A 25,740-nucleotide genomic window follows, 5' to 3' on the forward strand; every position below is an offset into this window, starting at 1 on the left:
GCGCCGGCCTCAGCATTCAACAACGTTAACGGCAAGCCCGCCTTCGGAAGTTTCACGGTACTTCGACATCATGTCATGCCCCGTCTGGCGCATTGTCTCAATTGCGGAATCCAGAGATACGATATGCGAACCGTTGCTGAGCAGCGCCATGCGTGCGGCATTGACGGCAGTATTGGAAGCCATAGCGTTGCGTTCAATGCAGGGGATCTGCACCAGCCCGCCCACTGGGTCGCAGGTCAGCCCAAGATTGTGTTCGATCCCTATTTCGGCAGCATTCTCCACCTGGGCAGGCGTTCCGCCAAGGACTGCACACAGGCCGCCGGCAGCCATAGAGCAGGCGCTGCCCACTTCACCCTGGCATCCGACTTCAGCACCGGAAATGGATGCATTGCGTTTGAACAGGTAGCCTATAGCGCTGGCAGTGAGGAGGAATTCCGTTACACCTGCCTCGTCGGCATTGTCAATGAAATACCAGTAGTAGTGCAGGACAGCCGGGACGATGCCTGCAGCACCGTTTGTCGGGGCAGTCACTATCCGTCCGCCGCCTGCATTCTCTTCATTGACCGCGAGTGCGAACAGGTCGATCCATTCCATAACGCTGCCGTTTGTTGTACTCAGCGGCCTGCTGATAAGCTCTTTATTTTCCCCGAATATGGCAGTATCGCCGGTCCTTGCCAGGGCCCTGTAAAGGCCCGGCGCCCGGCGGTGTACCCGGAGCCCGCCCGGCAATATGGTTTTTTCGCTGAGGCACCCGTTCGTGATGCACTCATGCATGAAATGCCAGACCCTGTGGATATAGTCTTTTATCTCATCCTCCGTATGGGACGCCAGTTCATTTTCCCATACTATATCAGCAATGGATTTTGATTCGCGTCCGCAGATATCAACTAATTCTGCCGCATTAGCGAAAGGGTAGGGGACTGCAGCCGGGCCCTGCCCTTCTGCAGCTTTGCAGCAAGCCCCGCTGATCTCACTGCCGTGGATAATAAATCCGCCGCCGACCGAGTAGACCGTGTCACTGTAAAGCTCGTTGCCGGAAGCATCGAAGGCTTTCATCTCCATGCCGTTAGGATGGTAATCAGGGGTCCGCCACAGGTCGAATTTGATGTCTTCCCTGTAAAAAGGGATCGTATGGTTGAAATTAAGGGTTATTTCCTGCTTCTGGCAGCACTCGTCAAGTACGGCCAATACGTGCCCGGGGTCAACGGTTTCAGGTTCCCAGCCCTCAAGCCCGGCAGCGACAGCACGGTCTGTACCATGGCCTTTGCCTGTGCGCGACAGCGATCCGTACAGCACGACATGTATCCGCGCAACCGAACCGAGCAGGCCGTTCCGGGCAAGGGCATCGGAAAAAGCTTTCCCCGCGCGCATAGGCCCTACAGTATGAGATGATGATGGGCCGATGCCCACGCTGAACATGTCAAAAATGCTGAGCATGTTTCACCTCATATAGGTCTTATAAAACTGCTGCCGGGCATGCCTGCGGCAGAGCAGGACCGGCCGGGGGAGAGCTGCGCTACTCCGCCAGCCCGTACAGGCGGTCGCCGGCATCACCCAGGCCAGGGATGATATACGCTTTATCGTTAAGCTTCTCGTCCACTGCGCAGACGACCACTTTGAAGTCTATAGACGGATCCACCTCTTTTTCAAGGCGATCCAGCCCTTCCGGGGCGGCAAGGATGTCAATGGCGGTAATATCCTTGGCGCCGCGTTCTTTGAGGTATTTGATTGCAGCAACAAGTGTCCCGCCTGTTGCGAGCATCGGGTCAAGCAGAAAGCACTGGCGGTCAGTCAGGTCATCGGGCAGACGGTTTGCATATGTGATGATATCAAGCGTATTCTCGTCACGCCGCATGCCGAGGAAGCCGACTTCGGCTGTAGGCAGCAGGCGCGTCATGCCGTCAAGCATGCCCAGCCCGGCACGGAGTATAGGCACGACCATCGGCTTAGGCCCGGCAAGATGCCGCCCCGTTGCAGATGCTACAGGGGTCTCAATAGGCCGGTCTTCAACGGCAAGATCATGGGTCGCCTCGTATGCTTCAAGGGTCACCAGTTCACTGACCAGCTCGCGGAAAATATTGGATGGCGTGTTTTTATCCCGCAGGACAGTAAGTTTGTGGTCTACCAGCGGATGATCCAGAACTGTAAGATGCATAGTCATACTTTTATGATACGTCACGGCATAGGCTAGAGAGCGGCACGGGACAGCCGGGAAGTTCACAGGCTGTTTTTAGATTTACGGCTTATAATCCGTTGATATCTCGCCGATTCGGACGGACGATGAACCGCATGAAAGCGAACGATACTTATATTAAGAGGCTTTCTTTTGGTCGGGCTATCCGGAAATTCCGCGAAAGAAAGAATATGAGCCAGGAAGATCTTGCACTTTCGGCTCAAATGGACAGGTCGTACGTTGGGCGCGTGGAGCGCGGCGAAAAATCAGTGAGCCTCGACAAGATATGGCAGTTGTGCACGGCTTTGGAAGCCACCCCTGCCGAGCTGTTTTCTGCAGCCTTGGTCCTTGAACAGCATTTTAAGCGGCTGGGCAGCGGCATATCACGCAGGCGCAAGCAATAACGATAAGGCGAACAATAAAGGTATAACAATAAGGCATTCCCTTTCAGAAGATATATGATCGAAGGCGTTCACGGTCCCCGTCCCGGATCCATCCATACCACCCTCTCCATGCCGGTGTTTTATACTGGTGCTGTAGTTATTGCAGATACAGTCAGGCGGGATATGGGCATCAACGGCGAAGCGCTGGCTACAGCGATGGGGGAGGCGCTGCGCTGCGCCCGCGAGGCTGAGAGGAACGCAGATGTCCCTGTGGGCGCTGTGATGCTTGACAGGGATGGGGCAATAGCCGCGCGGTCCTATAACAGGCGTGAGCAGAAAGGCGACCCGCTGTCCCACGCTGAAATCGAAGTGATCCGCGCCGCTGCCGCCGTCAATGGATCCTGGAATTTGGCAGAATTTACTTTAGTCGTGACCCTTGAACCGTGCCCCATGTGCGCGGGCGCAGCTGTCAGCGCCCATGTAGGCAGCATCGTTTTCGGAGCATGGGACCCTAAGATGGGTGCCTGCGGGTCTGTGTGGGATATCCCCCGTGATCCCCATATCGGGACGCATCCGCAGGTTGCCGGCGGTATCCGCGAAGAGGAGTGTTCCCGGCTGCTCGGCAGTTTTTTTGAACAGCGTCGCCCATGTTCCCGGCATCATCCCGGCAGTCCAGGCCGACCGGTCTGACTTTACTTTCCTTTGTATCATGCCACGCCCGGACAGGGAAAGTAACCTTCCGTATCGTTAGCTCAGCTTATATAGTGGCAGAAGGAAAACAGTGCAAATGCTTATGCGGGCCAGCTATACAGCGTATCCCCCGCAGGCAGGAACACCGTAAAGCATAGTATAAAAGTTGTAGAACGTATCAGGAGAACGGTACCAATGACTGCTGCTGTCCGCACTTTCGATTCCATATCATCCGCCGGCATGCCGCTGCGCACGGTATACCTCGCCAATGGCGGCGTCGCGCTTGCCCTGGCTGCGTGCGGTTCTGATATGCCGCATATCGTCCATTGGGGCAGGGAGATGGGCGATCCGTCCTCCTCCCGGGGCCTTTATGATGCTCTCCACCCCCAAAGGGTCTCAGGCAATCTTGATATAACACCGTTCCCGAGTATTATGCCGGTACAGTCTGAGGCATGGAGCGGCAAATCCCGTTTTGTTATACGCTCGCAAGGGACAGAGCTTTTCTGCAAGTTTGACGTAACTAGTTTTACAGCAGACCATGCCGGCAGGTTTGTTGATGAAGTTTCCCGGCAGGCGCGCACCCTTGCCGGATTCGGCGACGATGAGCTCCGTTCCGCGCAGGTGCAGAGCGGTACATATCCGGATCAGGCTGCAGTGCCCCATGCCGTAGTTGTGGCGCGTGACAGCGAGCAGGGTGTGGAGCTTGTCTGGGAAATACAGGTGCTTGATTCCGGATTAGTCAGGCAGAAAGCTGAGGTCAGGAATATAGGGAAGCTGGAAGGCGGAGCCCCCCTTTCTGTGCAGGCTGTTGAGCTGGGTTTCCCAGTGCCTCCTGCGGCCAGCGAAATCATGACTGCGACAGGGCATCATCTCCGGGAACGCTCGCCGCAGCGGCAGCCTCTTGTTAAAGGCCGTTTTGAAAAGAATTCAGTCATGGGCAGGCCTGATTTTGATGCATCCCTGCTGATGAGCGCCGGTACCCGCGGATTCGGCTTCGAGGAAGGCGAAGTATGGAGCGTGCATGTGGGATGGAGCGGGAACAGTACGCTCAGCATAGATTCGACGCCGTTCAGCCTGCCTGTTTTAGGCGGCGGAGAGCTGCTTCTGGGCGGTGAAGTGGAGCTTAAGGTCAGCGAAAAGTATATAACCCCGTGGGTATACGGCAGCTACGGCCGGGGGCTCAACGAAGTTGCACGCAGGTTCCATAAGACCCTGCGCCAGCTCCACCCCAATCTGCGCAGCAAACCGCGTCCGGTCATCCTGAATACGTGGGAAGCCGTATATTTTGACCATTCATTCGATACGCTGAAGAAGCTTGCCGACACTGCGCAGTCATGCGGTGTGGAACGTTTTGTGGTAGACGACGGATGGTTCGGGTCCCGCAGGGATGATACTTCAGGGCTGGGTGACTGGCAGGTCTCTGAAGACGTATGGCCGGAAGGCCTCCGCCCGCTTGCCGACTATGTCCGCAGCCGGGGTATGGAGTTTGGCCTGTGGTTTGAGCCTGAAATGGTCAACCCCGATTCCCGGATCGCCCGTGCCCATCCTGATTGGGTACTGTCTCCCACGCCGGGGCGCAGTGCCGTCCAGGGCCGGTCCCAACAGGTGCTTGACCTGACCAATCCGGCTGCACTGTCGTATATTTTCCATGCGATGGATTCCCTGGTCAGCGAAACAGGGATCAGCTATATCAAGTGGGACCATAATAAGCTTGTATCCGAAGCTGTTTCCCGGCATTCCGGAACCCCGGCAGTCCATAACCAGACCTTGGCTGTTTATGCGATCATTGAAGCATTGAAACTCCGCCATCCGGGCCTTGAGATCGAGTCGTGCAGTTCGGGCGGAGGGCGTGTAGATATGGGGATCCTCGCATTCTGCGACCGTATCTGGGCATCTGACTGCGTGGACCCTGTTGAACGCGCTGCGATACAGCGGTACACAGCCCTGCTCGTCCCTCCTGAAATGATAGGCGAGCATATCGGTGCATCCCCTGCGCACTCCACGCGGCGCGCAACATCGCTGCCGATGCGGGCCATTACGTCGCTTTTCGGCCATCTTGGTGTGGAGTGGGACCTTAATGCTGTCGGGCAGGATCAGCTTGACGAATTGTCCTCGTGGATCGCGCTGTATAAAAACATGCGCCCCCTGATCGCTGAAGGCAGCCTGGTCCAGTCTGATACCAACGATGCTTCTGTCTGCGTGGACGGTATAGTCTCTGCCGACAGGTCGCGCGGGTATTTCCGCTTTATCCAGGTGGCTACGTCGCCGAACTACCCTGCTGCCCCTGTCCGCCTGCCCGGCCTCGACCCGGACGGTTCATACCGTGTTTACCCGCTCGCCGCCAGCCGGGACCTTTCCGGGACAGGCAACGGGGAAGGGCCGTTATACTGGTGGACGCCCCGGGGGGTCACACTGTCTGCGCAGTCGCTCACCAATTACGGCATCCGCCCTCCGCAGCTCCATCCTGCACAGGCTGTTATTTTTGCAGCTGAAAAAGTGTAAGTGTGTGCGAGGCCTGCAGGAGGGGATAGAGCAGTGCACTGCGCCCTATCCTTTAACAGACATGGCGATAACCCGCGCAGCCCCGCCGAGCGCCCAGCGTTCCCACCCGTATTTCAGGATCTCAAACTGCACCTGCTGAGCCCTGCTGTGCCGGTAGCGGCCGGCGCCCGTCCTGATGGATTCCAGTGCGCTTTCAGCCAGATATGCTGATTCGCCCCCAATAAGTATTTTTTCGGGCATCGCCATATTGGCAACTGTCGCTATGAGGACCCCAAGCCTGTAGCATGTGCGTTCCACAAGGTAGCGGGCTATGGGTTTGCCTGATTCCGCGTTGCGGGCGAAATCCTCGAATGTAGATGCATGCCCGATAAGCTGCGAATATTCCATGGCTATTGACGGTGAAGTCAGGCACTGCGAGCAGCCTTTGTGCCCGGCGTAGCAGACCGGCCCGTCGGGGTCAACGGGCACATGCCCCGCCATACCGTAACTTTTATCGGGGTAATCAACGGGCTCCCCGCCGTCGCACAGCGCATACCCGATCCCCAGCCCGATGGTCAGCAGGGCGAACCGCCGGGAACTGCGGCCTGCACCGAACCAGCTTTCGTATGCGAGCAGGGAATCCAGATCATTGAATACTGCTGCCGGCATATGTGCGGCTTCCTGCACCATATTGCCGAAATCGACATTCTTGTTCCACTGGAGGAACGGTGCGAAAGTCACAGTATTGTCGTTGAGGATATGCCCGCCTATTGTGATCCCTGCTGCCGAGGGCTGGGGGAAACCGCGTTCTGCAGCAGCCTGTGACAGCTGCCCTATTCCCTGGGAGATCAGGGCCGTAAGGTTTTCCGGACGGTTATCGGTATAGTGGATGATAAGGGGTTCGCAGATTGCAGAGCACATTGCATCGGTCACTGCCATTATGCATTCGTAGGTGTGTATATTGACGCCTATATAAGTCCGGGATTTTGCCGCTATCTGCAGTGCGGTCTGCGGCCTCCCCCTGCCGGCATCTCCCGTGCGCATTTCTGCACTGCCGGGAGAAGCTGCGGCATCGCTTTCTTCGATGATGCCGTCATACAGCAGTTCGCCGGTTATCTTCGATAATGTCCCCTGTGACAGCTTGTGCTTCCGTGCCAGCTGCGACCGTGAAACAGGACTGTTCCGCATGATATCGGCAGCGATTGCGTGTGTATTTTCTGAGTGCCTGAACCATAAAGGTATGCGATTATTTTCCATATATACTAAATTATCATGCTTTACTTTCAAAACAATAGGAACATGCCCAAAGTAGGAATATAAATCGAAAGAAATTAGACTGGGCAGTGTTGTAGTGAGTTGCGGCATGGCTGCCGTACCATGGTAAAAGGAGTCATTATGAGGAATGGCACCCTTAAAATGAGGAAGATAATAGGACGGCTTATCAGTACAGTGGCTACCGTAGCGTTAGCAGGTTCAGCGCTCGCGGCGTGCGGCAGCTCCCAGTCGCAGCAGGTCACCCTTGATTTTTTCCAGTTTAAGGCGGAAGCTGCTTCATGGTTTACCCAGAAGGCGCGTGAATTTGAGAAACTTCATCCCAATATTACAATCAATGTCAATAACACGGCAAATGCGCAGACCGATATGCGCACACGGCTGGTAAAAGGTCGGGTACCCGATGTTATCACATTGAACGGCGATATCAGCTACGGATATTTTGCAGCTTCGGGGGTCTACCATAACTGGGAAGGCGACCCAATCACGAAAAGGCTCAATACCGGCATGCTGCAGATATCAAGGGATCTCGTCCAGACGTCCGATCCGGCAAAGAAAAAGCTGTATGCCCTCCCATACGCCGGCAATGCTTCAGGCTATATCATCAATACTGACCTGTGGAAAAAAGCGGGACTTGACCCTGATAATCCCCCGCAGACGTGGGACAGCTTTATCGCAGCATTGCAGAAGCTCAAAAGCGCGGGGATCACGCCGGTTGAGGCATCGTGGGCGGATACATGGACCCTCCAGGCCCCTCTGGCTTCCCTGAACGGTACCCTTGTACCGCTGAGCGACTATACGAAACTCAAGAAGAAGGAAACCGATTTCGGCAAGCTGTGGACTGAAACTGCTCAGAAGGAGCATACTTTGTATACGTATGCGCAGCCAAACAAAGGCGTGACATACCAGCAGGCCACGCAGGACTTCGCCAACGGCAAGGCTGCCATCCTCCCTCTCGGGACGTATGCCATACCGCAGGTCACATCGGTCAATAAGGATATCAGCCTGCGCTTCGCCAACATGCCTGCAACCAATAATGCCAATGAGCAGAAACTTGTTGCCGGTGACGATGTGCTCCTCACTATGGGCGCAAACACCAAGCATGAAAAGGAAGCACGCATGTTTATAGAATTCCTTCTCAGTGAGAAGAATGTAGCTGAATATGCTAAAGCCCAGTACGCCTTTACGCCGCTGAAGGAAACACAGGCAGGCGGCAGGGAGATCGCCCCCGTACTTCCTTTCTTCCGCTCGGGCCGCATCGTAGATTTCTGCGACCATCAGATACCTTCATCCATCAATCTCGCAGGCTTCCTGCAGGCACTGGTAACAACAGGCAATACGAAGCAGTTTACCGATGCCATGCAGAAAGAATGGGATAAAGTCCAGTCCAGGACTTTTGAGTAGGGCAACAGGAGACCATTATGACAACAGTGTCAACTTCTCTGCATCCAAGGCCGGGATCTGCACGTTCAGGTGCGGGCCCCGTATCCTCCAAAAAAGAGGGGAGGGCAGGCAGGCGGCTGGACCGTACCTATTACTGGATGACGGTCCCTGCAGCGCTGATCTTTGCTTTCTTCCTGTACGTACCGTTCATCCAGGGTATCCTGTATTCATTTACGAATTCGCAGGGTTTCGGTACCTATAAATGGATCGGGCTGAAAAATTACATTGCCCTGTTCCAGGACGACCGTGTATGGCATGCGTACGGTTTTTCGATTTTTATCGCTGTCATATGCACGGTCCTTATCAACCTTATCGCAATGTTCCTGGCTGTGCTGCTGAACTCACGCATTGCTTTTAAGAACGGGTTCCGTGCAATATATTTCATCCCGTACACTTTGGCAGTCCTTGTTATCGGCTATGTCTTCAAATATATTTTCATGGTGCCGCTGCCGGCGCTCGGCCAGGCACTCCATATCGACTGGCTGAGCACATCCATGATTACCAGCGCGCAGCTGGCCTGGATACCTATCGTCTTCCTTACGGTGTGGCAGTCAGTGGCGTACAACACATTGCTGTACCTGGCCGGCCTGCAGACTATTGATCAGGAAGTGTATGAGGCGGCGGAAATAGACGGTGCAAATGCATGGCAGGGCTTCTGGCGGATCACTTTCCCGCTTCTCGGCCCATTCGTGACCATAAATATGGTGCTGTCGCTGAAAAATGCCCTCGGGGCGTTCGACCAGGTCGTAGCATTGACCGGAGGCGGGCCTGATTCCGCAACGGAAACCGTTTCTTACCTGATCTACAATAACGGCCTGACGGGCGGCGAATATGCCTATCAGACAGCAGATGCAGTCGTGTACTTCATCCTGCTGGCTGTTATCGCCTTCGTACAGTTACGGTTCTTCTCAAACAGGGAGCAGATCTGATGAGCAGTGCACATCCAAATACTGCAGGTGCTGCAGGGACGCAGCAGAAAAAGCCGGGCCTCGGCTCCATGGGGCGCCAGGGGCGTAATGTCGGTGCAGCGAAACGCTATGGCTCCAATAGGGGAAAGCTGCGCCTGTCCAAACAGAACCGTGTGAACTGGCCGCTGACCGTACTGGCTGCAGTGCTCTCCCTGGTTATCCTTGTGCCGCTGTACTTCGCTGTAGTGTCGTCGCTGAAAGATAATGCTACTATCGGCGGATTTGAGCTGCCGAAAACATGGAACTGGGGCAATTACGCCCAGGCATGGAATATGGTGAATTACCCCCATGCAGCATGGACGACCCTTCTGATCACTGTGTGCGCAACAGCACTTACCCTGGTGAGCAATACGTTCGTAGCATATGCCATCGCCCGCAATATGGACAGGCCGTTCTTCAAATTCCTCTATTATTTCTTTATTGCAGCCATGTTCGTGCCGTTTACAGTGATCATGCTGCCTCTGGCCCGCCAGATGGGATGGATGCATCTGGACAACCAGTTCGGCCTGATCATCCTGTACACGGTGCTTGGCCTGGGGACGAACCTTTTTATCGGGGTCGGGTTTATCCGCTCTATCCCTGTGTCCCTGGAAGAAGCTGCGCGGATCGACGGAGCGAGTACGTGGCGCGTATTCTGGACTATCGTCTTTCCGCTGATGGGGCCTATAAACGCGACTATCGGCATTATGACAGTGCTGTGGGTGTGGAACGATTTCATGCTTCCGCTGATCATCCTTACCAATCAGCAGGATTCAACTATCCAGCTGTCGCAGTACGTGTTCTCGTCGCAGTTCAATACTAACTATCCCGTAGCGTTCGCCAGCTATCTGATGGCTATGGCCCCCGTCCTCATCGTATACATTTTTGCCCAGAGATGGGTAGTGTCCGGCGTGATGCGGGGTGCTGTAAAGTAGGCAGAGGCGAAACCCGGTGATCCGGCAGTAAACTGAAACCGGTAAACTGAAACTGGCGAGCTAATATCGGCAATATCGATAAATAAATATTGAGGAGCAGTTATGACTGATTCCGGGCGCAAAGCAGTCCCGCAGCAGGTGCATACTAACGGCGATACGCCCAACCCGTGGTGGTCTAATGCTGTCGTATATCAGATATATCCCCGGTCTTTCCAGGATACTGATGGTGATGGCATAGGGGATTTGCGCGGGATCACGTCGCGCCTGGATTACCTGGCTGATCTGGGCGTAGATGTTATCTGGCTGTCCCCGGTATACAGGTCGCCTCAGGATGATAACGGCTACGATATTGCGGATTACCAGGATATAGATCCGATGTTCGGGACGCTTGACGATATGGACGAGCTTATCGCGCAGGCGCACAGGCACGGGCTGAAAATCGTGATGGATCTGGTTGTCAACCATACATCAGACGAGCATGCATGGTTCCAGGCATCGCGTGATAAAAACGATCCGCATGCTGACTGGTACTGGTGGCGCCCGGCTAAAGAAGGGCACGAACCCGGTACTGAGGGCGCAGAGCCCAACGGGTGGGGATCGTATTTCGGCGGGTCGGCATGGGAATTCGATCCGCTCCGCGGAGAGTACTATTTCCACCAGTTCTCAAAGAAACAGCCGGATCTGAACTGGGAAAACTCCAGTATGCGCCAGGCGGTATATACCATGATGAACTGGTGGATGGACCGCGGTGTCGATGGATTCCGTATGGATGTGATCACCCTGATCTCCAAGAAAGTAGATGAGGCCGGGGAGCTTCCTGGAGTAGGGGGTTCTGCCGTATTCGCGGGTGCTGCCGGCCCGGAAGGGTATTCCAGCCCCGCCCCGTTCTGCCAGGACGGCCCGCGGCTCGATGAATTCCTTGCTGAGATGCATAAGGAAGTGTTCGACGGCAGGGAGGGGTACCTTACTGTCGGTGAATCTCCGGGGATCACGCCTGAACGGGACGAATATATTACCGATCCGGTGCATCGTGAGCTTGATATGCTGTTCCTGTTTGAACATACCGATGTTGACCATGGTGCTGACGGCAAGTGGACAGTAACCCCATGGAAGCTCACTGAGCTGAAAAGGGCTATGGGTGCCCAGCAGAAGGCAGTTGAAAAAGCCGGGTGGGCAACACTATTCTTCAACAACCATGACCAGCCGCGTTCAGTATCGCGCTGGGGCGACACGAGTACAGACGGGCTCCGCATACGCTCGGCTAAGGCGCTTGCCCTGCTTATGCATATGCACCGCGGTACGCCGTATGTGTACCAGGGCGAAGAGCTGGGCATGACGAATGCAGGTTTTACGAGTCTTGGCCAGTACCGTGACCTGGAATCGATCAATATGTACCATCAGCGTGTGGATGAAGCCAAAGTGTCAACAGGCGGAGAGATGCTTGCAGGGCTGGCGGCTATGAGCCGCGACAACTCGCGCACCCCAATGCAGTGGGACAGCACCGGGTACGCTGGCTTTACGGCAGAATACGCGCCGACGGAACCGTGGATATCTGTGAACCCCAATAAAGATACGGTCAACGCGCATGACGAAATACGGGATCCGGATTCTGTATATTCCTTTTATAAAGAGCTGATCCGCCTGCGGCATGACAATGTGCTCGTTTCTGCGGGGAAGTGGGATCTGCTGGATGCCGATGACGAACAGGTCTATGCTTTTACGCGCAGCCTGCCTGCTGATGAATCCCGCGGCATCCCTGAAGCGGACGGGCATCAGCTGCTTGTAGCCGTTAATGTATCGTCACAGCCCGCAAAGGTGCCGCCCCAGACAGCGGCTCTGGTGAATGGGCGGGCCGGTGCGGACCAGATACTGGTCTCAACATACAGGCCTGAGGAAACTGTGGCCTCACTGCTTATCGGCAGGCTTTCCCCATGGGAGGCTTTCGTATACCAGCTGTAGGCATTTATTGGCTTATACAACACGCATACAGGCTGCGGGATGGCGCACTGTCCGGACGCAGCATTGCCGCCGTACAACATTACCAATATACGTATAGAACAGTGAGGCTGTTATCATGGAAGGCATGACGGTTCGGAATTCCCATCAGGCGCACGCAGTAACTGACCGGCTTTCAATGGTCATTGTGACATATAAACGTCAGGAGCTGCTCCAGGAACTGTGCGATTCCATTAAAGGCCTCACCATTAAGCCGTGGCGCGTCATTATAGTGGATAATGAAGCTTCCGCCGACACACAGAGGATCGCTGAAGCGCTTGAGAAAGCGCTGTCTGTGCCCGAAGGCAGGCATGCTCCCCATCGGCAGCATTCTTCGGGAAGTACCCCTTCGGCAGATGCTAAAGGCGGGACTGACTGTGTGGTGTATATCCCTATGAAGGAAAACACCGGCGGCGCAGGGGGGTTCTACCGTGGCGTGAAAGAGGCTTACGACCGCGGCAGCGAATGGTTCTGGGTGATGGATGATGATGTAGCCGCCCTCCCTGATGCACTGGAAAAGCTGTCCCCATGGATGAAAAATTTTGAAGCCATACAGGGCGGCCGCTACGATTTTGACGGCGGCGATTTTTACTGGCAGTATCAGACTATAATCCCGCTGGGCATCCCCAACCCGTTCTCCCCGCCGAAGTTCGGCGCTTCCGGTTTCCGCCCCATGAATTCTATGTGTTTTGAAGGCGGGCTGTTCAAGAGATCGGTAGTCGATAAGGCCGGTTTCCCTGATCCCCGTTTCTTCATTGCCTGGGATGATGCCAATTTCGGATATCTTGCCAGCAAGGTTACCGAGCCCATCATTATCAGAGATAAGGTGCTGCGCCGCACGCGCACGCTCGCAAATATTGATATTGCAGGGCTTCCGCAGATCAATTCCATGTCAGACGTCAAACGTTTCTATCTTATGCGCAACCGCGGTTTCCTGGCCCGCTACTACATGGCGCATGGCGATTACTATCCGGCTGCGTTTGCATTGGGCAACGCCATCACTTTCTGCAAGGAGCTTATCCGCCTGTTTACTGTAGACAGGAAAAGCCTGCGCTCGGGGTTCATCCAGATATGCAAAGGGTGGGCCGCAGAGCACCGCATCCTCCACGATCCGGACTGGAAACCGATGCCTGTGCCGCCCGAAAGTGCAGGGAACTGAGCGGAGGCAGATATCGAGGGGCTGATGTGGACTGATATATCAAGGCGGACGACATTGTGTTGGAGAATAAGGGCAATCAGCGGAGCCACAACCCACAGGGACAGCAAAAATAGTCTGTATAATTAGATTATCGTTGTAGTGGATATATGGAACCGTTGTAATATGGATATGAAAAAAACAACTTCAAATATAAAAGAAAGTATTGATAGTGATATTCATAAGGTTTGGGAAACTGTTTTAGCGGTTGAAAAATACAGTCAATGGCGGAGTGATTTAAGTAAAACGGAAGTAATAAATAAAAAACAATTTGTTGAATATGCCAAAGATGGCTTTCCTACCACCTTTACTATTACTGTTGTAAAACCGTATGAGCGTTGGGAGTTTGATATGGAAAACAGTAATATAAAAGGACATTGGACTGGCATTTTTACTTCTAAAGGAAATAAAACTCAAATAGATTTTACAGAATGTGTAATAGTAAAAAGAATAATTATGAAACCCTTTGTAAAATCATATTTAAGAAAACAACAATCACAATTTGTTATGGATTTAAAGAAAGTATTTATCAATAAAAATGGTGTAAGCGGTATTCCCCATATGCCTGTCTGAACGTTGAGAGCCCGCATGTAAAGCGTAGTCATACTGGCTCAGCTTTATTCGGGAGAAATCAGTAACTTTTGTAGCGTTAATCCCGCAGCCGGAAAGCATAATACTGCAGAGGGCCGTGATGCCGGCTGCCATGCGCAATGGGTATATGCCCGTTTTATCCTTCATATGACCACCTTGTCGATATGGCTTGTCCCCTAATCTGATACAGAATGTGATTCCATTATAGCCTTATGGGAATGATGCACTGACAGGTGTTTTATCGGTTTTCTGCAAGTACTTTTTCGGGTTTGCTAGAATAAAACCGTCAGGATTATAAGGCTATATCAAGAAGCCCTTTTGCTGGATAATATAGATGTTATCTTTATGGTTTAGAGTTTTTGGTATGGCCGGGATGGAGGATAACGATGTTCTCACGGATGTTCAAGCATATAACCCGCGTCCAGTTTGCAGTTGTCACTGTTCTGAGTGCAGTGATCATACTTTTTAGCCCTGCGGTATTCTGGGGCTACGGTATTGTTGAAGGGGACTTCGACTGGTTGGTGATCATAGGTGTTATGCTTTCTGCCATTCCTATGGCGATTATTATGCTTATCACGGGTATTGCATTCCCCAAGTGGGAAGTAGCGATCCCGCAGATACTGATTGTGTTGCCGGGCTTGAGATAATAAGCGCACTCGCGTTTTTCCTTTATGACGTGATCCGTTGGCATTTAGTTGAGTACTCTGAGGACAGCACTTCTCAGCTTTTAGGGGCATTGGCGCTCCCCTATGAAGGTGCGGTTATACTATGCTCAGCAGCAGCATACGCCATAGGCGCCGGCATCGGCGTAATATTCCGAAAGCTGCGCAGAAGCATCACTGAAAGGGGCTGACCGGGGCCCCCTTCCTCCCCCACTCACTTCTTCTGGAGTGACGGCGCAGCTGCCTTATAGGTGTCAAGCGCATTAGCCAGGTCTTTATCTTTGATAGTGACATGTTCATTTTTCAGGACCTGGCTGATGACCTGCCGCATTATGTTCGTATCGCGCAGCCACTTTGAGTATACGGTTTCTGTCAGCTCCTTCTTTTTATCTTTGAATTCGCCTTTACCCGGATTTTTTATCATTTTAATAATTTCATACCCATTAGTGACCTGCACCGGATCCCGGGTGTATTCCCCATCTTTCAGCGCGTACGCGGCATCTTTGAAAGTCGAGTCAAAATTCCTGTCAGCCGCCTCAAAGGCCACCGTGCCGCCCTGGTCCTTGCTTGAGGTATCGATCGAGTATGTGCCGGCAAGCGTACTGAAATTGCCGCCGGCGTTCAGCTCTGCTATAACGCGCCTGGCAGTGCCTTCATCCCCTACCAGGATATGCTGTACGGTGACCCGCGGCCGGTAGGTTTCCCAAGCTTCCCTGAGCTGGTCTTCAGACACCTTCTTAAGCCGTTTCAGTGCCACTTCGCTCAGGAGGTTGGTGCGCAGGCTCTGCCTGAAAGATTTCCTGGTAAAACCGTTCTGGCTCAGATAGGAGCTGAAATTATCCCCATACTGTTTTTTATAGTCTGCATAAGCATCGTCAACGCTTTTTGCGCTTACTGAACTGCCGTATTCCTTGTCCAGCGCCTTATAGATCAGGAGGTTCGCGAGGACTGTTTTCCCGGAGGGGGAGCGCTTAAGCTCATTATAAAGTTCCTGCTGGGATACTTCGCCGCCGTCATATGTGGCGACAGCAGGATCACGCCCGCATCCCCCAAGGCCGGCGGCCAGCAGTGCTGCCGCTGCTATCCCTGCCAGCAGGGCCCGAACTCCTGTTTTCCTCTTCATCGTTATTCTCCTTCGCGTATTAGCAATGGATAAATTAAATAATATGTGCTGCTGCGGAACAGCCACAGCTAGGCTGTTTTGCTTCGTACTGGCTTATTTTAGTAGGCACACGCCCGTATGCAGGGTTCCACATAGTGGACAGATGTAAGAACTTTCTTGATCCCTTATTTTTCAAGGATGTTATGTATAAATTTATAAAATATTCCTGCATTATAAACAGACCAGGCGGAAAATGAATACTTTTCCCTTGGAAAATCTCAGATCTGAGTACAATAGCCCCTAACCATATCACGGTATTTTTAACCGTGATCCACCTAAATATATGAGAATTGGAGGGCATCATGCAAGCAAAAAAGAAAGGGGTAACTTTTCTTTTAGCTGCTGCTGTTACTTTCGGGGTTTTCGCAGCGCTTCCGTCCGGCACAGTCCTGGCGGATACCGCATCTGCGCCAACGGCCCAGCCGGGCAAGCCTCCGACAGCCACTGCAGCAAAAGACCAGCAGTCGCATAACAGTGCAGGCACTGCAGCCGATCCGGCATCTGCCGGCAAGGCACAGGCCTATACCGCAGAAAACAGGGCAGATACCGGTACAGGTACGGATACAGTAACTGCCGAACAGGCGATCGCTGATCAGCTGGCCGTAAAAAATATCAGTTACAGCAAACTCAGCCATACGCAGCAGGATAACATTTACGTTGATGTAATAGTCCAGATGTCTGCAGCGCCGGCATCGAAAAACGGCACTTTGCGCGCTGACTATTCCAGTACCGCTGAGATCCAGCGGGAAACCGATACTGTAATAGCCGCCCAGGCGAGCGTTAAAAAAGCAGCCGAGCAGGTGACCGGGCAGGCCCCAGGCAGAAGCTACGGCTATGTTTTCAACGGTTTCACAACTAAAGCCAAAGCCAGTGATATCGGCAGGCTCAGGCAGATCGCCGGCGTGAAAAGCGTTACGCCTGCGAAAGTCTATTATCCTTCCGAGGCTAACGCCAATTCCATGGCAAACGTGCAGGCAGTGTGGTCAAGCTACAAATATAAAGGCGAGCATACCGTTGTTGCCGTTATCGATACCGGGATCGACCCAAACCATAAAGATATGAGGCTCAGCAATGAGCGGGACGTTAAACTGACCCGGTCGGATGTCAGCAATTTCATCAGCAAGGCAAAGCACGGGAAATACTTCACTCCTAAAGTCCCTTACGGCTACAATTATGCTGATAACAACACCATAATCACTGACAACAGCGAAGACAGCCAGCATGGGATGCACGTGGCCGGCATCATCGGAGCGAACGGCACAGGCACAGACCCTGCGCGCTCTGTGACCGGCGTTGCCCCTGAGGCGCAGCTCCTGGCAATGAAAGTATTTTCCAATTCAAGTACGTCGTCCACAACGGGAACGGTCACTATAGTGGCTGCAGTGGAAGATTCCTCGAAGCTCGGCGCTGATGTGCTGAATATGTCGCTGGGGGCCGCTTCAGGCGACCAGACGCTGCAGGACCCTGAACAGGCTGCAGTGCAGAATGCCAACGAAGCCGGTACTGCTGCAGTAATTTCTGCGGGGAATTCAGGGACCTCGGCTTCTGCCTCTGAAGGCGTCAACAAAGATTTCTACGGACTCAGCGATCTTGAAACAGTAGGTACGCCGGGGGCATCACGAGGCGCCACCACCGTTGCTTCAGGCGAAAATTCGCAGGTCATCAGCCAGGCGGTAACGTTCTCAGACGCTGACGGTTTCAAGCTCGGGCCTGAGTCTGTCAGGCTTTCAGCGGACAGTTTTGCAGGCAGTTTCAATAAGAAACAGTTTTATGTAGTGCGGAAAGCCAACGGTGAACTCAGTACAGGTGACCTGGGTGACTATACATCTGAGGCAAAAGGCAAGATCGCTATTGTCAACCGCGGGAGCATGACTTTTACAGACAAGCAGAAATATGCGCAGCAGGCGGGCGCAACAGGTGTGGTTATTGTCAATAACCAGACAGGCAGCACATCCCCCTTCACAGGTATTGCCCTGTCTTCTGATTTCCCCGCTTTCGGCCTGTCTAATGTTACCGGGCACAAGCTTATTGACTGGGTGGACCAGCATAAGGGTACGGCGCTTACTGTAAAGATTGCCCTGATGCCTCTGCCGAATCAGAGCTACCTTACTGACCGGATGTCTACATTCACATCATACGGCCCGGCTTCCGACCTGTCCTTCAAACCTGATATCACAGCTCCGGGCGGGAATATCTGGTCTACGCAGAATAATAACGGGTACACGAATATGTCGGGTACATCAATGGCGTCCCCGTTCGTTGCGGGTTCCCAGGCTCTCCTCAAACAGGCGATGAACAATAAAAATAATAAGTTCTATGCCTACTATCAGAAGCTTAAGGGGACCCAGATTACCGACCTGCTCAAGGCTGTGGAAATGAATACTGCGCAGCCGGTCAAAGACACAGGCCATGGCAACGCCATAGTGTCGCCAAGGCGCCAGGGTGCCGGAATGATCGACGTCAAGGCAGCTATCGATGCTTTGGAGAACAATCCGTCAACGGTCGTTTCGGAAAACGGATATCCTGCTGTTGAGCTTAAAAGCTTCAATGGGAGGACCACAACGTTCAGGCTCACTTTCACGAACCCGACAGGCCAGAGCATGGTATATACCATAGATTCCAACGACAGCACCAATGCTGTCTATACATCTGCAACTGATCCCGCTACCGGCGTACTGTATGACACAAAGATCGATGGGGCTTCCATCAAGGCAGGGAGCACTATCAATGTCCCTGCCGGCGGGACAGCCCAGGTAGAATTCCAGCTGGTTCTGCCGGAATCATTCAGCACCCAGCAGTTCGTGGAAGGGTTCCTGAACTTCAGGGGGAACGACGGCACGCGCCTGAACATACCCTATATGGGGTTCTTCGGGGACTGGAACAGCGGGAAAATCGTTGATGCCATCAACGGCATTACAGCCAGCCCGGCAACCGGCAATTACGGCACTGTGCCGCTGATGCTCAACCAGGATTCAGGGGACCAGTATTACGGCGGGCTGTATATTGATGCGCAGGGCAGCCGGAAGGTAAATACGGATGCTGTTGCATTCTCCACTTCTTCCTCCGCCCTGTATAACGGTATAGGCATGCAGTACTACATGCTGAGGAATGCCAGGGATGTTAAAGTCGAGATACTTGACAGCAGCGGCAATGTTGTTACAACATTAAGCTCGTCTGCCAACCAGATCAAGACTATTTACAGGCCTTCTGCAGGCAGGTATTCCTATTACTATCCGCCTACCTGGGACGGTACGTATTACGACCAGAGCGACGGTGTTGTAAAACATGCGAAAGACGGGCAGTATGTGTACCGGATTTCCGCTGTGCCGTCCGGCGGGGACAGGCGGCAGGCCTATGATGTGCTGTTCAAGCTTGATTCCAAGGCGCCTGTAGTCCGGAATGTCTCGCTGGCTCAGGAGCAGAAGCAGGGCAAGACTGTGTATTATCTGTCGGCAGAGGCTAAGGATGATTTCAGCGGGCTCAGCATCTCGCATAATATTGAAGTGTCTGTGAACGGCATCAGCAACCCTTACGGCTCGTATACGGTGACCGGCACAACGCCTGACGGCTACTCGCAGATCAGGGCAGTGCTGACCCAGCAGCAGGCAGATGCGCTTGCTGCTGGCGACAACAGGATCGGCGCATATCTGACTGATAATGCCGGGAATGGTGCCAGTGCGGAAGAAAGGGTGCAGAAGCCCGGCGATGTTATGTACGGCCTTATCATAGACAAGGGCGGCATCCCGCAGAAGATATCCCAGCCAACAGATGGCTATGAGGAAAGCCCCTTCGATGACGGCACCGGTACCTATACGTTCTCCGGCACTTATCCGGGGAAGGTCTACGGTACGTATACTGATTCACAGGGCAAGACCCATAACATGGATATCACCTACAACTCCGTGACCCGCAATTTCAAAGGCAGCCTGCCTCTGACTGCGGAGGATTACCATAGCACGGTCAATCTGTACAATAATGCTGCCCGCACGCAGCTGGTGCAGAGCTTTGGGACTGATGTAAGGCTGAAGGCCCCGAGCTTCGCTGATGTGAAGATCAATGGCGGCGAGAGGCAGACTTCGGAATCCTCTGTTGAAGTTTCAGGGACGGTCAGTGATGATACCGAAAGCGTCACTATCTCAACCTCTACTTCGGGCACGCCGATAAGGGCGCAGATCGATGCCGGGCACAAGTTCAGCGCTGATGTCCCTGTTTCATATGGTTCCAACAGGATCACTGTCCAGCTTGAGGATGCTGACGGGAATACTGCAAGCACCTACAAGATGGTCACATCGTCATATGATGCTGAAGTACTCAAAAATGCCGTCACATTCAATAATGGCATTACCTTTGGTACTAATGAGGTCACAGCCCGCAGGTCGAGGTATTACGATGCGAAAACCGGCATGGCAACGATTACCGGTAAAGTCAAGCATCCTACCACCACGCTGAAAGTTGACGGCAAGGATGTGCCGATCAACGACGACCTGACGTTCAAGTTCACATTGAACCTGGGGACCGCCGGGCAGAAGCCGTTCAGCGTGATAGTTGGGGATACTACCCAGGACAGGTCTTTCCAGGAGGTTCTGACTTTCGTGCTGGATACCGTCCCTCCCGCACTGGCGCTTGATAATCCGACAAATAGGCCGGCGTACACGAATGATCCGGCTTACAGGATCACCGGTACGGCAACCGACAATGTCGATTACCTCAAGCTGATGATCAACGGCAGCAATGTTGCCACCCAGTACGAGGATGTCGATATCAATAGCGGCAAGCCCGGGAGAATGGATATCAACTATACTGCCAGGCTGGTGAAGGGCAGGAATATCCTTACTGTGGCTGTCACCGATTCCGGGAATAATACTGTCACCAAAAGAATCACGGTATACTATGAGCCGAGGAAAACCCTGGCTTCGCCGGTGATCACCCCAAGCACGACTGGGCCGGCAGCGTCGGTAACGCTGACTGCCAAAGCCGCCTCAGCTGATGAAACAGTCCGGTACAGCACTGACGGGGCAACCTATCAGGATGTCCCCGCCGGCGGGGTAGTTGTTACGGCTAACGGGCTGTTCAGCTTCAAGTCGGTTGACCGGTACGGCAACGAATCCGCGGTTGTATCGTACATCGTGAACAACATCCAGGATAATAACGGTGCCAATGCGCAGGGCGGGACCGGCCAGAATGCTGATGCTGCCGGTGCCGGCACAGGCACGGCTGCAGGGCAGGCCATGCTGTCTGAAACTGAACAGACGGCGCTGCTGAACAGGATCCATACCGTGAGGGAGGCCCTTGGCCCGGAACTGGCTGCTCAGGCCAATACCGTTACCGGGAGGTCTTTCGCGGCGGACTGTGATGCGCTGGCAGCCCTGGTGCAGTCCGGGAAAGTCACAGCCAGCCAGGGTGAGGCAAAACTGGGCGGGCTTCTGGACTCTGCTGTTGAGCGGATCTCTGCAGATATAAAAGCTGCACCTGCGGCAGCGGAGAGCGTCTCCGGCCCCGCTGGGAGCAGCTGGTCTGCTGCGGCCGATACCGCCCGTACCGCGGCGAAGTCTTCCGGTGATGTTGGCACAAAGCTGTCTTATCTGCAGAAGCTGAAAAGCATGCGGGAAGGCGTCGCCGCTGCTGCAGCCGGGGAAGCCGTTAAAACGGACAGCACTGAGAATGCTGAGAATGCTGAGAATGCCGGGAATAAGGCTTCCCATCCTGAGGATTCGGCCCAGGGTGCTTCATCCTCAGCCGGGCAGCAGCCGTCTGCGGCTGGCGCCCACGGGTCTGCCGGGGCGTCCGGCCCTGCGGCATCCGCGCCGCAAGGTGCGCAGGTCTCGGGCAGCGGTACAACCGGCATACTGGCGCAGGCCCCATACAGGTCAGCCAGGCCTTCTTCCCTGGCATATACCGGGGATGAGGCCCATACCCTGCTTGGCCTCAGCGCTGTCACCGTGCTGGCTGTACTTGCCGCATTCGCTTTCGCGAAGAAGGGCCTGGCGATCCGGGCATCCCGGGCGGACCATAAAATCCAGGCATAAGCTTCAGGCGATGGGGCCTGATGCACGGAACCTGAAACTGGCGGCCGGGATACCGGCGGCCCCATAAATTCCCATAGCTGCACCCGCACCGTATATGGCTGCGGGCGCAGCTTTTTTACGGCCCGGGCAGCGGCACGGCGTGCGGGATTCCGTGCTAGAATTCAAGTAGCACAATGCGTGTCGCGGTGAGTCTCACAGTATCCGGTCTTTCCGGATCCCCATTATTTATGTACTGCGGAAACAACAGGAGGCTTGCTCGGCATGGACTGTCAAAACTGTATACCTGTATGTAGCTATTAAGTGTGCCTGCACTGAGGCCAGCGCCTCAGAAGCGGAGATACCCTCAGGCAAGGAGGTCTGATGAAAAACAAGGTACAGCTTATTACTTATGCCGACAGGCTTGGCGAAGGTACTCTCGCTTCGCTGACAGAAGTTCTGCGCACCCGGTTCGATGGCGTGTATGAAGGTGTGCACATACTCCCGTTCTTTACCCCTTTTGATGGGGCAGACGCCGGTTTTGACCCTATTGACCATACGAAAGTTGACCCCCGCCTGGGGAGCTGGGATGATGTGGCTGAACTGTCCAAAACCCACGACATCATGGTTGACGCTATTGTCAACCATATGTCATGGCAGTCGGAGCAATTCCAGGATGTTATGAAGAAAGGCGAGGGCTCGGAGTATTACCCGATGTTCCTCACCATGTCTGCCGTATTCCCGGAGGGTGCTACTGAGGAAGACCTTGCCGGAATATACCGCCCACGCCCGGGCCTGCCTTTCACGCACTATACATGGGGCGGCAAAACGCGCCTTGTCTGGACGACCTTCACACCTCAACAGGTAGATATTGATACTGCTTCCGATGAAGGGTGGGCATATCTCATGTCTATCCTGGACCAGATGTCGAAATCGCATGTGTCGTTCATCCGCCTTGACGCCGTGGGATACGGTGCCAAGCGGGCGAAGACCAGCTGCTTTATGACGCCGGATACTTTTGACTTGATCAGCAGGATCAAGGAAGAATCTGCCAGGCGCGGAATGGAAACGCTTATCGAGGTCCACTCCTATTACAAAAAGCAGGTGGAGATCGCGAATAAGGTTGACCGCGTGTATGACTTTGCAATCCCGGCGCTGCTGCTCCACGCCCTGAGCACAGGTAAAACCGGCCCCCTGGCGCACTGGCTGGGGGTTCGGCCCGTGAATGCGGTAAATGTCCTTGATACCCATGACGGTATTGGTGTGATCGACGTAGGGTCCGATCAGATGGACAGGTCCCTGAAAGGCCTGGTGCCCGATGATGAGGTTGACCAGCTTGTCGAGACTATCAAAGAAAACTCGCATGGTGAATCCGCAGAAGCCACAGGGGCAGCAGCCTCCAACCTGGACCTGTACCAGGTCAACTGCACATACTACTCCGCACTCGGCTGCGATGACCAGAAGTATATCGCATCCCGCGCTGTCCAGTTCTATATGCCTGGTGTGCCGCAGGTCTACTACGTAGGTGCGCTTGCCGGGAAGAATGATATGGAGCTCCTCAAACGCACGAACGTGGGGCGCGATATCAACCGCCATTACTACACCGTTGCGGAGATCGACGAGAACCTCAGGCGTCCGGTGGTCCAGGCGCTTAATGCCCTCGGACGTTTCCGCAATACCCTTGAGGCGTTTGACGGCGATTTCAGTTTCACTGAAAACGGCGGATCCCTGGCTATGGCATGGACAGGGCAGTCTACAAGCACAACCCTTACTTTTGCTCCCGGCAAGGGCGCGGGCAGCAGCGAGGTCCCTGTATGCACTATTGCGTGGAAGGATGCTTCCGGTGAGCATGTCACCGATGATATTATCGCAAACCCGCCGGCAGCAGCACAGTAAAAATTAAAATTTAAGAACTATTGAGGAGGTCTTTATGACATCGCCAGATGATCAGAAGAATTGGGAGCATCAGCCTTCGGATGACAGCTTTGTGCGCCCCGGCATTGATGACAGGCCGGATTATGATAATGCGCTTACTCCCGAGCAGAAAGAAAGTGTAGACAAGCTGCGCAAGCCGATCATGGAAGCACGGCCCGCAACACCGGAAACACTGCAGAATACCGATGTGCAGGCTGTGCGCATGACTGAGGCAGCGCCGGCAGTTGCCATCGCTGAAGTTGCTGAATCGGAGCCGCTGAACCCTGAATCCGCGTTGAATGATATGCGCGATCCCATGGCAGACGCATCAGGGCGCGTGCCTTCACGCGGCGAACTGATCCGGCTTGGTATAGGTTTCACGGTAAGTGCTGTTGCATGTGCTATCCCGTGGGTGGCACTGAATACTATTATCCTTCCGGCGGTGCTGGGGCAGATTGATGATAATCAGAAAACTGCCATGCTTGGGATAGTGAACGCTGTAGGTGCAGTTGTAGCACTGCTGGCTAACGTCATATTCGGCACATTATCTGACCTGACCCGTTCGAAGCGCGGCAAACGTTTCTGGTGGATCATCACAGGAGGGGTCGTAGCAGGTGTTAGCGTAGGGTTAATTAGTGTTACGCGGAATTTTGGATTGATCGTCCTCCTGTGGTCAATGGCCCAGCTGGGTTATAACATTATGCTTGCACCTTTTGTGGCAACTATGTCTGACCGCGTCCCGGACAAGGTCCGCGGTACGATTTCAGGTTTTTACGGTGCAGGTATAGCTGTCGGGCAGACCCTCGGAAATTATGTAGGCGCCAGCCTGATCAAACAGGGGGCTTCCGGGATTTTCGCCGGCTGGATGATGGGGCTTGGCGTATTTTCCCTTATTGGCATTATTACGGTAGCTATATGGCCTGCGGACAAATCTAATGTGGATCAGCCGCGCGATAAGTTCAGCGTCATGATGATCCTGCGCTCTTTCCGGCCTCCTCTGCATGCTCCGGATTTCTACTATGCCCTTAGTGGCAGGACGCTTATGATGGGCGGATACTGGATGATCAACTCTTACCAGCTGTACATCTGCCAGGATTATATTTTTAGCGACCAGACTGACGCAGTCAAGAAGGCAGCTGCAGTTATCGCTACCATGTCACTGATCACCCTGGGAGTTTCGCTTTTTGCTGCTGTGACTGCCGGACCGATTACTGACAGGATCCATATGCGTAAAATCCCTGTGGCGCTGGCATCATGCTTATTCGCCGTAGGCGCTGCAATGCCTCTGCTTTTCCATAGCCCGCTTGGGATGTATCTGTTCGCGGGTATAGCAGGCCTGGGTTATGGGATCTACAATGCTATTGATCAGGCGCTTAATGTTGCGGTACTGCCAAACCCTGAGGAAGCCGGTAAAGATCTGGGGATTTTGAACCTTGCAAATACCTTATCTACAGTTATAGGTTCTGTATTTACCTCTACCATTCTAGGACTGGTCAGAGGGATGACCCACTCAGGGAAAGTTCCAGGCTACGCATACGTATGGGTATTTATTATAGCTATTATCCTTGTACTTGTGGCTGCGTACCTCATCATGAGGATCAAGAAAGTCAGGTAGTGCCGGAGCTGTACGGTTCAGATCAGCACGGCAGGATGGTTTATTTCAGAACGCAGTAGAAGGGCTGTATTCGTGGGGCAGGGGCTTTGGCTTCTGCCCCTCAACTTATCTCGAGGCTCCGGTTATTGTAAGATCTTATTCATATTTAGCAGATGCCAGCCCTCTTCCGTGGTGAGGCCTCGTGCCGCGGGGATGTTTTTTGCAGAAGTTTACGGCCTGCCCTGTTACGGTTTTGGCGACGGTTGGACCCTTTGACTTAAAGATGATCCGCTGGTTCCTG

17 protein-coding genes are annotated in these 25,740 nt (G+C 53.8%); 13 read left to right on the plus strand and 4 right to left on the minus strand.

Annotated elements, in window-relative coordinates; all coding sequences use genetic code 11:
* Positions 1–9: 9 nt before the first annotated feature.
* Together ABKA16_RS00260 and upp are read right to left on the minus strand one after the other, a co-directional pair.
* Positions 10–1,437: an L-serine ammonia-lyase gene (locus ABKA16_RS00260; RefSeq protein ID WP_380999808.1), complete on the minus strand. Its 1,428-nt coding sequence runs from the start codon at positions 1,435–1,437 to the stop codon at positions 10–12.
* A 79-nt stretch (positions 1,438–1,516) separates the two neighbouring features.
* Positions 1,517–2,155, minus strand: coding sequence for a uracil phosphoribosyltransferase (gene upp, locus ABKA16_RS00265; protein ID WP_381000165.1), 639 nt, complete (start codon positions 2,153–2,155; stop codon positions 1,517–1,519).
* 134 nt (positions 2,156–2,289) lie between these two features.
* On the opposite strand from upp, the gene ABKA16_RS00270 reads away from it, so the two are divergent.
* The 3 genes from ABKA16_RS00270 (at position 2,290) to ABKA16_RS00280 (ending at position 5,748) form a co-directional block, all read left to right on the plus strand.
* Positions 2,290–2,577: a helix-turn-helix domain-containing protein gene (locus tag ABKA16_RS00270; protein WP_434156681.1), complete on the plus strand. Its 288-nt coding sequence runs from the start codon at positions 2,290–2,292 to the stop codon at positions 2,575–2,577.
* Positions 2,578–2,739: 162 nt separating this feature from the next.
* The gene (locus ABKA16_RS00275; protein WP_381000164.1) at positions 2,740–3,246 is read left to right on the plus strand and encodes a nucleoside deaminase; all 507 of its coding nucleotides are present in this window, start codon (positions 2,740–2,742) and stop codon (positions 3,244–3,246) included.
* 195 nt (positions 3,247–3,441) lie between these two features.
* Entirely contained in the window at positions 3,442–5,748 is a 2,307-nt protein-coding gene (locus tag ABKA16_RS00280) for an alpha-galactosidase (RefSeq protein ID WP_380999804.1), read from the plus strand.
* A gap of 45 nt (positions 5,749–5,793) precedes the next feature.
* On the opposite strand, the gene ABKA16_RS00285 is transcribed toward ABKA16_RS00280, so the two are convergent.
* Positions 5,794–6,984: an ROK family protein gene (locus ABKA16_RS00285; protein WP_380999802.1), complete on the minus strand. Its 1,191-nt coding sequence runs from the start codon at positions 6,982–6,984 to the stop codon at positions 5,794–5,796.
* A 138-nt stretch (positions 6,985–7,122) separates the two neighbouring features.
* Between ABKA16_RS00285 and ABKA16_RS00290 the strand changes: the two genes are divergently transcribed.
* From ABKA16_RS00290 to ABKA16_RS00320, 7 genes are all read left to right on the plus strand, one after another.
* Complete coding sequence (locus ABKA16_RS00290) at positions 7,123–8,403, plus strand: ABC transporter substrate-binding protein (protein WP_380999800.1); 1,281 nt, start codon at positions 7,123–7,125, stop codon at positions 8,401–8,403.
* Between the two features lie 17 nt (positions 8,404–8,420).
* Entirely contained in the window at positions 8,421–9,371 is a 951-nt protein-coding gene (locus ABKA16_RS00295; protein ID WP_380999798.1) for a carbohydrate ABC transporter permease, read from the plus strand.
* A complete protein-coding gene (locus ABKA16_RS00300) occupies positions 9,371–10,324 on the plus strand; it encodes a carbohydrate ABC transporter permease (protein WP_380999797.1) in 954 nt (317 codons plus the stop codon). The genes ABKA16_RS00295 and ABKA16_RS00300 overlap by 1 nt, the downstream gene beginning before the upstream one ends.
* A gap of 102 nt (positions 10,325–10,426) precedes the next feature.
* On the plus strand, positions 10,427–12,283 hold the full coding sequence (locus tag ABKA16_RS00305; RefSeq protein ID WP_380999795.1) for an alpha-glucosidase: 1,857 nt from the start codon (positions 10,427–10,429) through the stop codon (positions 12,281–12,283).
* 115 nt (positions 12,284–12,398) lie between these two features.
* Positions 12,399–13,478, plus strand: a complete 1,080-nt coding sequence (locus ABKA16_RS00310) for a glycosyltransferase (RefSeq protein ID WP_380999794.1) — start codon at positions 12,399–12,401, stop codon at positions 13,476–13,478.
* A 168-nt stretch (positions 13,479–13,646) separates the two neighbouring features.
* Positions 13,647–14,087 carry an SRPBCC family protein gene (locus ABKA16_RS00315; protein WP_380999793.1) on the plus strand — a complete coding sequence of 147 codons (441 nt, stop codon included), beginning with the start codon at positions 13,647–13,649 and terminating at the stop codon, positions 14,085–14,087.
* A gap of 404 nt (positions 14,088–14,491) precedes the next feature.
* Positions 14,492–14,752: a hypothetical protein gene (locus tag ABKA16_RS00320; protein ID WP_380999792.1), complete on the plus strand. Its 261-nt coding sequence runs from the start codon at positions 14,492–14,494 to the stop codon at positions 14,750–14,752.
* Between the two features lie 229 nt (positions 14,753–14,981).
* Here ABKA16_RS00320 and ABKA16_RS00325 read toward each other — a convergent pair whose 3' ends face one another.
* Positions 14,982–15,890 carry a peptidylprolyl isomerase PrsA gene (locus ABKA16_RS00325; protein ID WP_380999790.1) on the minus strand — a complete coding sequence of 303 codons (909 nt, stop codon included), beginning with the start codon at positions 15,888–15,890 and terminating at the stop codon, positions 14,982–14,984.
* A 341-nt stretch (positions 15,891–16,231) separates the two neighbouring features.
* Here ABKA16_RS00325 and ABKA16_RS00330 point away from each other — a divergent pair, with 341 nt between their 5' ends.
* The 3 genes from ABKA16_RS00330 to ABKA16_RS00340 all read left to right on the plus strand — a co-directional run bounded on the left by ABKA16_RS00330 (position 16,232) and on the right by ABKA16_RS00340 (position 25,460).
* Positions 16,232–21,955: a S8 family serine peptidase gene (locus ABKA16_RS00330; protein WP_380999788.1), complete on the plus strand. Its 5,724-nt coding sequence runs from the start codon at positions 16,232–16,234 to the stop codon at positions 21,953–21,955.
* A gap of 360 nt (positions 21,956–22,315) precedes the next feature.
* Positions 22,316–23,827 carry a sucrose phosphorylase gene (gtfA, locus tag ABKA16_RS00335; protein WP_380999787.1) on the plus strand — a complete coding sequence of 504 codons (1,512 nt, stop codon included), beginning with the start codon at positions 22,316–22,318 and terminating at the stop codon, positions 23,825–23,827.
* A gap of 34 nt (positions 23,828–23,861) precedes the next feature.
* A complete protein-coding gene (locus ABKA16_RS00340; protein WP_380999785.1) occupies positions 23,862–25,460 on the plus strand; it encodes an MFS transporter in 1,599 nt (532 codons plus the stop codon).
* The last annotated feature ends 280 nt before the right edge of the window (positions 25,461–25,740 follow it).

It is taken from the genome of Scardovia wiggsiae (genome assembly GCF_051045985.1).
GTDB classification, from domain to species: Bacteria; Actinomycetota; Actinomycetes; order Actinomycetales; family Bifidobacteriaceae; genus Scardovia; species Scardovia wiggsiae.

What these genes read in the sequence shown, in the direction of transcription:
- ABKA16_RS00300 (WP_380999797.1), top strand. Translation starts at nt 9,371, where the DNA reads ATGAGCAGTGCACATCCAAATACTGCAGGTGCTGCAGGGACGCAGCAG.
- ABKA16_RS00320 (WP_380999792.1), top strand. Translation starts at nt 14,492, where the DNA reads ATGTTCTCACGGATGTTCAAGCATATAACCCGCGTCCAGTTTGCAGTT.
- ABKA16_RS00280 (WP_380999804.1), top strand. Translation starts at nt 3,442, where the DNA reads ATGACTGCTGCTGTCCGCACTTTCGATTCCATATCATCCGCCGGCATG.
- ABKA16_RS00260 (WP_380999808.1), bottom strand. Translation starts at nt 1,437, where the DNA reads ATGCTCAGCATTTTTGACATGTTCAGCGTGGGCATCGGCCCATCATCA.
- ABKA16_RS00295 (WP_380999798.1), top strand. Translation starts at nt 8,421, where the DNA reads ATGACAACAGTGTCAACTTCTCTGCATCCAAGGCCGGGATCTGCACGT.
- ABKA16_RS00305 (WP_380999795.1), top strand. Translation starts at nt 10,427, where the DNA reads ATGACTGATTCCGGGCGCAAAGCAGTCCCGCAGCAGGTGCATACTAAC.
- ABKA16_RS00275 (WP_381000164.1), top strand. Translation starts at nt 2,740, where the DNA reads ATGGGCATCAACGGCGAAGCGCTGGCTACAGCGATGGGGGAGGCGCTG.
- upp (WP_381000165.1), bottom strand. Translation starts at nt 2,155, where the DNA reads ATGCATCTTACAGTTCTGGATCATCCGCTGGTAGACCACAAACTTACT.
- ABKA16_RS00310 (WP_380999794.1), top strand. Translation starts at nt 12,399, where the DNA reads ATGGAAGGCATGACGGTTCGGAATTCCCATCAGGCGCACGCAGTAACT.
- ABKA16_RS00330 (WP_380999788.1), top strand. Translation starts at nt 16,232, where the DNA reads ATGCAAGCAAAAAAGAAAGGGGTAACTTTTCTTTTAGCTGCTGCTGTT.
- ABKA16_RS00290 (WP_380999800.1), top strand. Translation starts at nt 7,123, where the DNA reads ATGAGGAATGGCACCCTTAAAATGAGGAAGATAATAGGACGGCTTATC.
- ABKA16_RS00325 (WP_380999790.1), bottom strand. Translation starts at nt 15,890, where the DNA reads ATGAAGAGGAAAACAGGAGTTCGGGCCCTGCTGGCAGGGATAGCAGCG.
- ABKA16_RS00315 (WP_380999793.1), top strand. Translation starts at nt 13,647, where the DNA reads ATGAAAAAAACAACTTCAAATATAAAAGAAAGTATTGATAGTGATATT.
- ABKA16_RS00340 (WP_380999785.1), top strand. Translation starts at nt 23,862, where the DNA reads ATGACATCGCCAGATGATCAGAAGAATTGGGAGCATCAGCCTTCGGAT.
- ABKA16_RS00270 (WP_434156681.1), top strand. Translation starts at nt 2,290, where the DNA reads ATGAAAGCGAACGATACTTATATTAAGAGGCTTTCTTTTGGTCGGGCT.
- ABKA16_RS00285 (WP_380999802.1), bottom strand. Translation starts at nt 6,984, where the DNA reads ATGGAAAATAATCGCATACCTTTATGGTTCAGGCACTCAGAAAATACA.
- gtfA (WP_380999787.1), top strand. Translation starts at nt 22,316, where the DNA reads ATGAAAAACAAGGTACAGCTTATTACTTATGCCGACAGGCTTGGCGAA.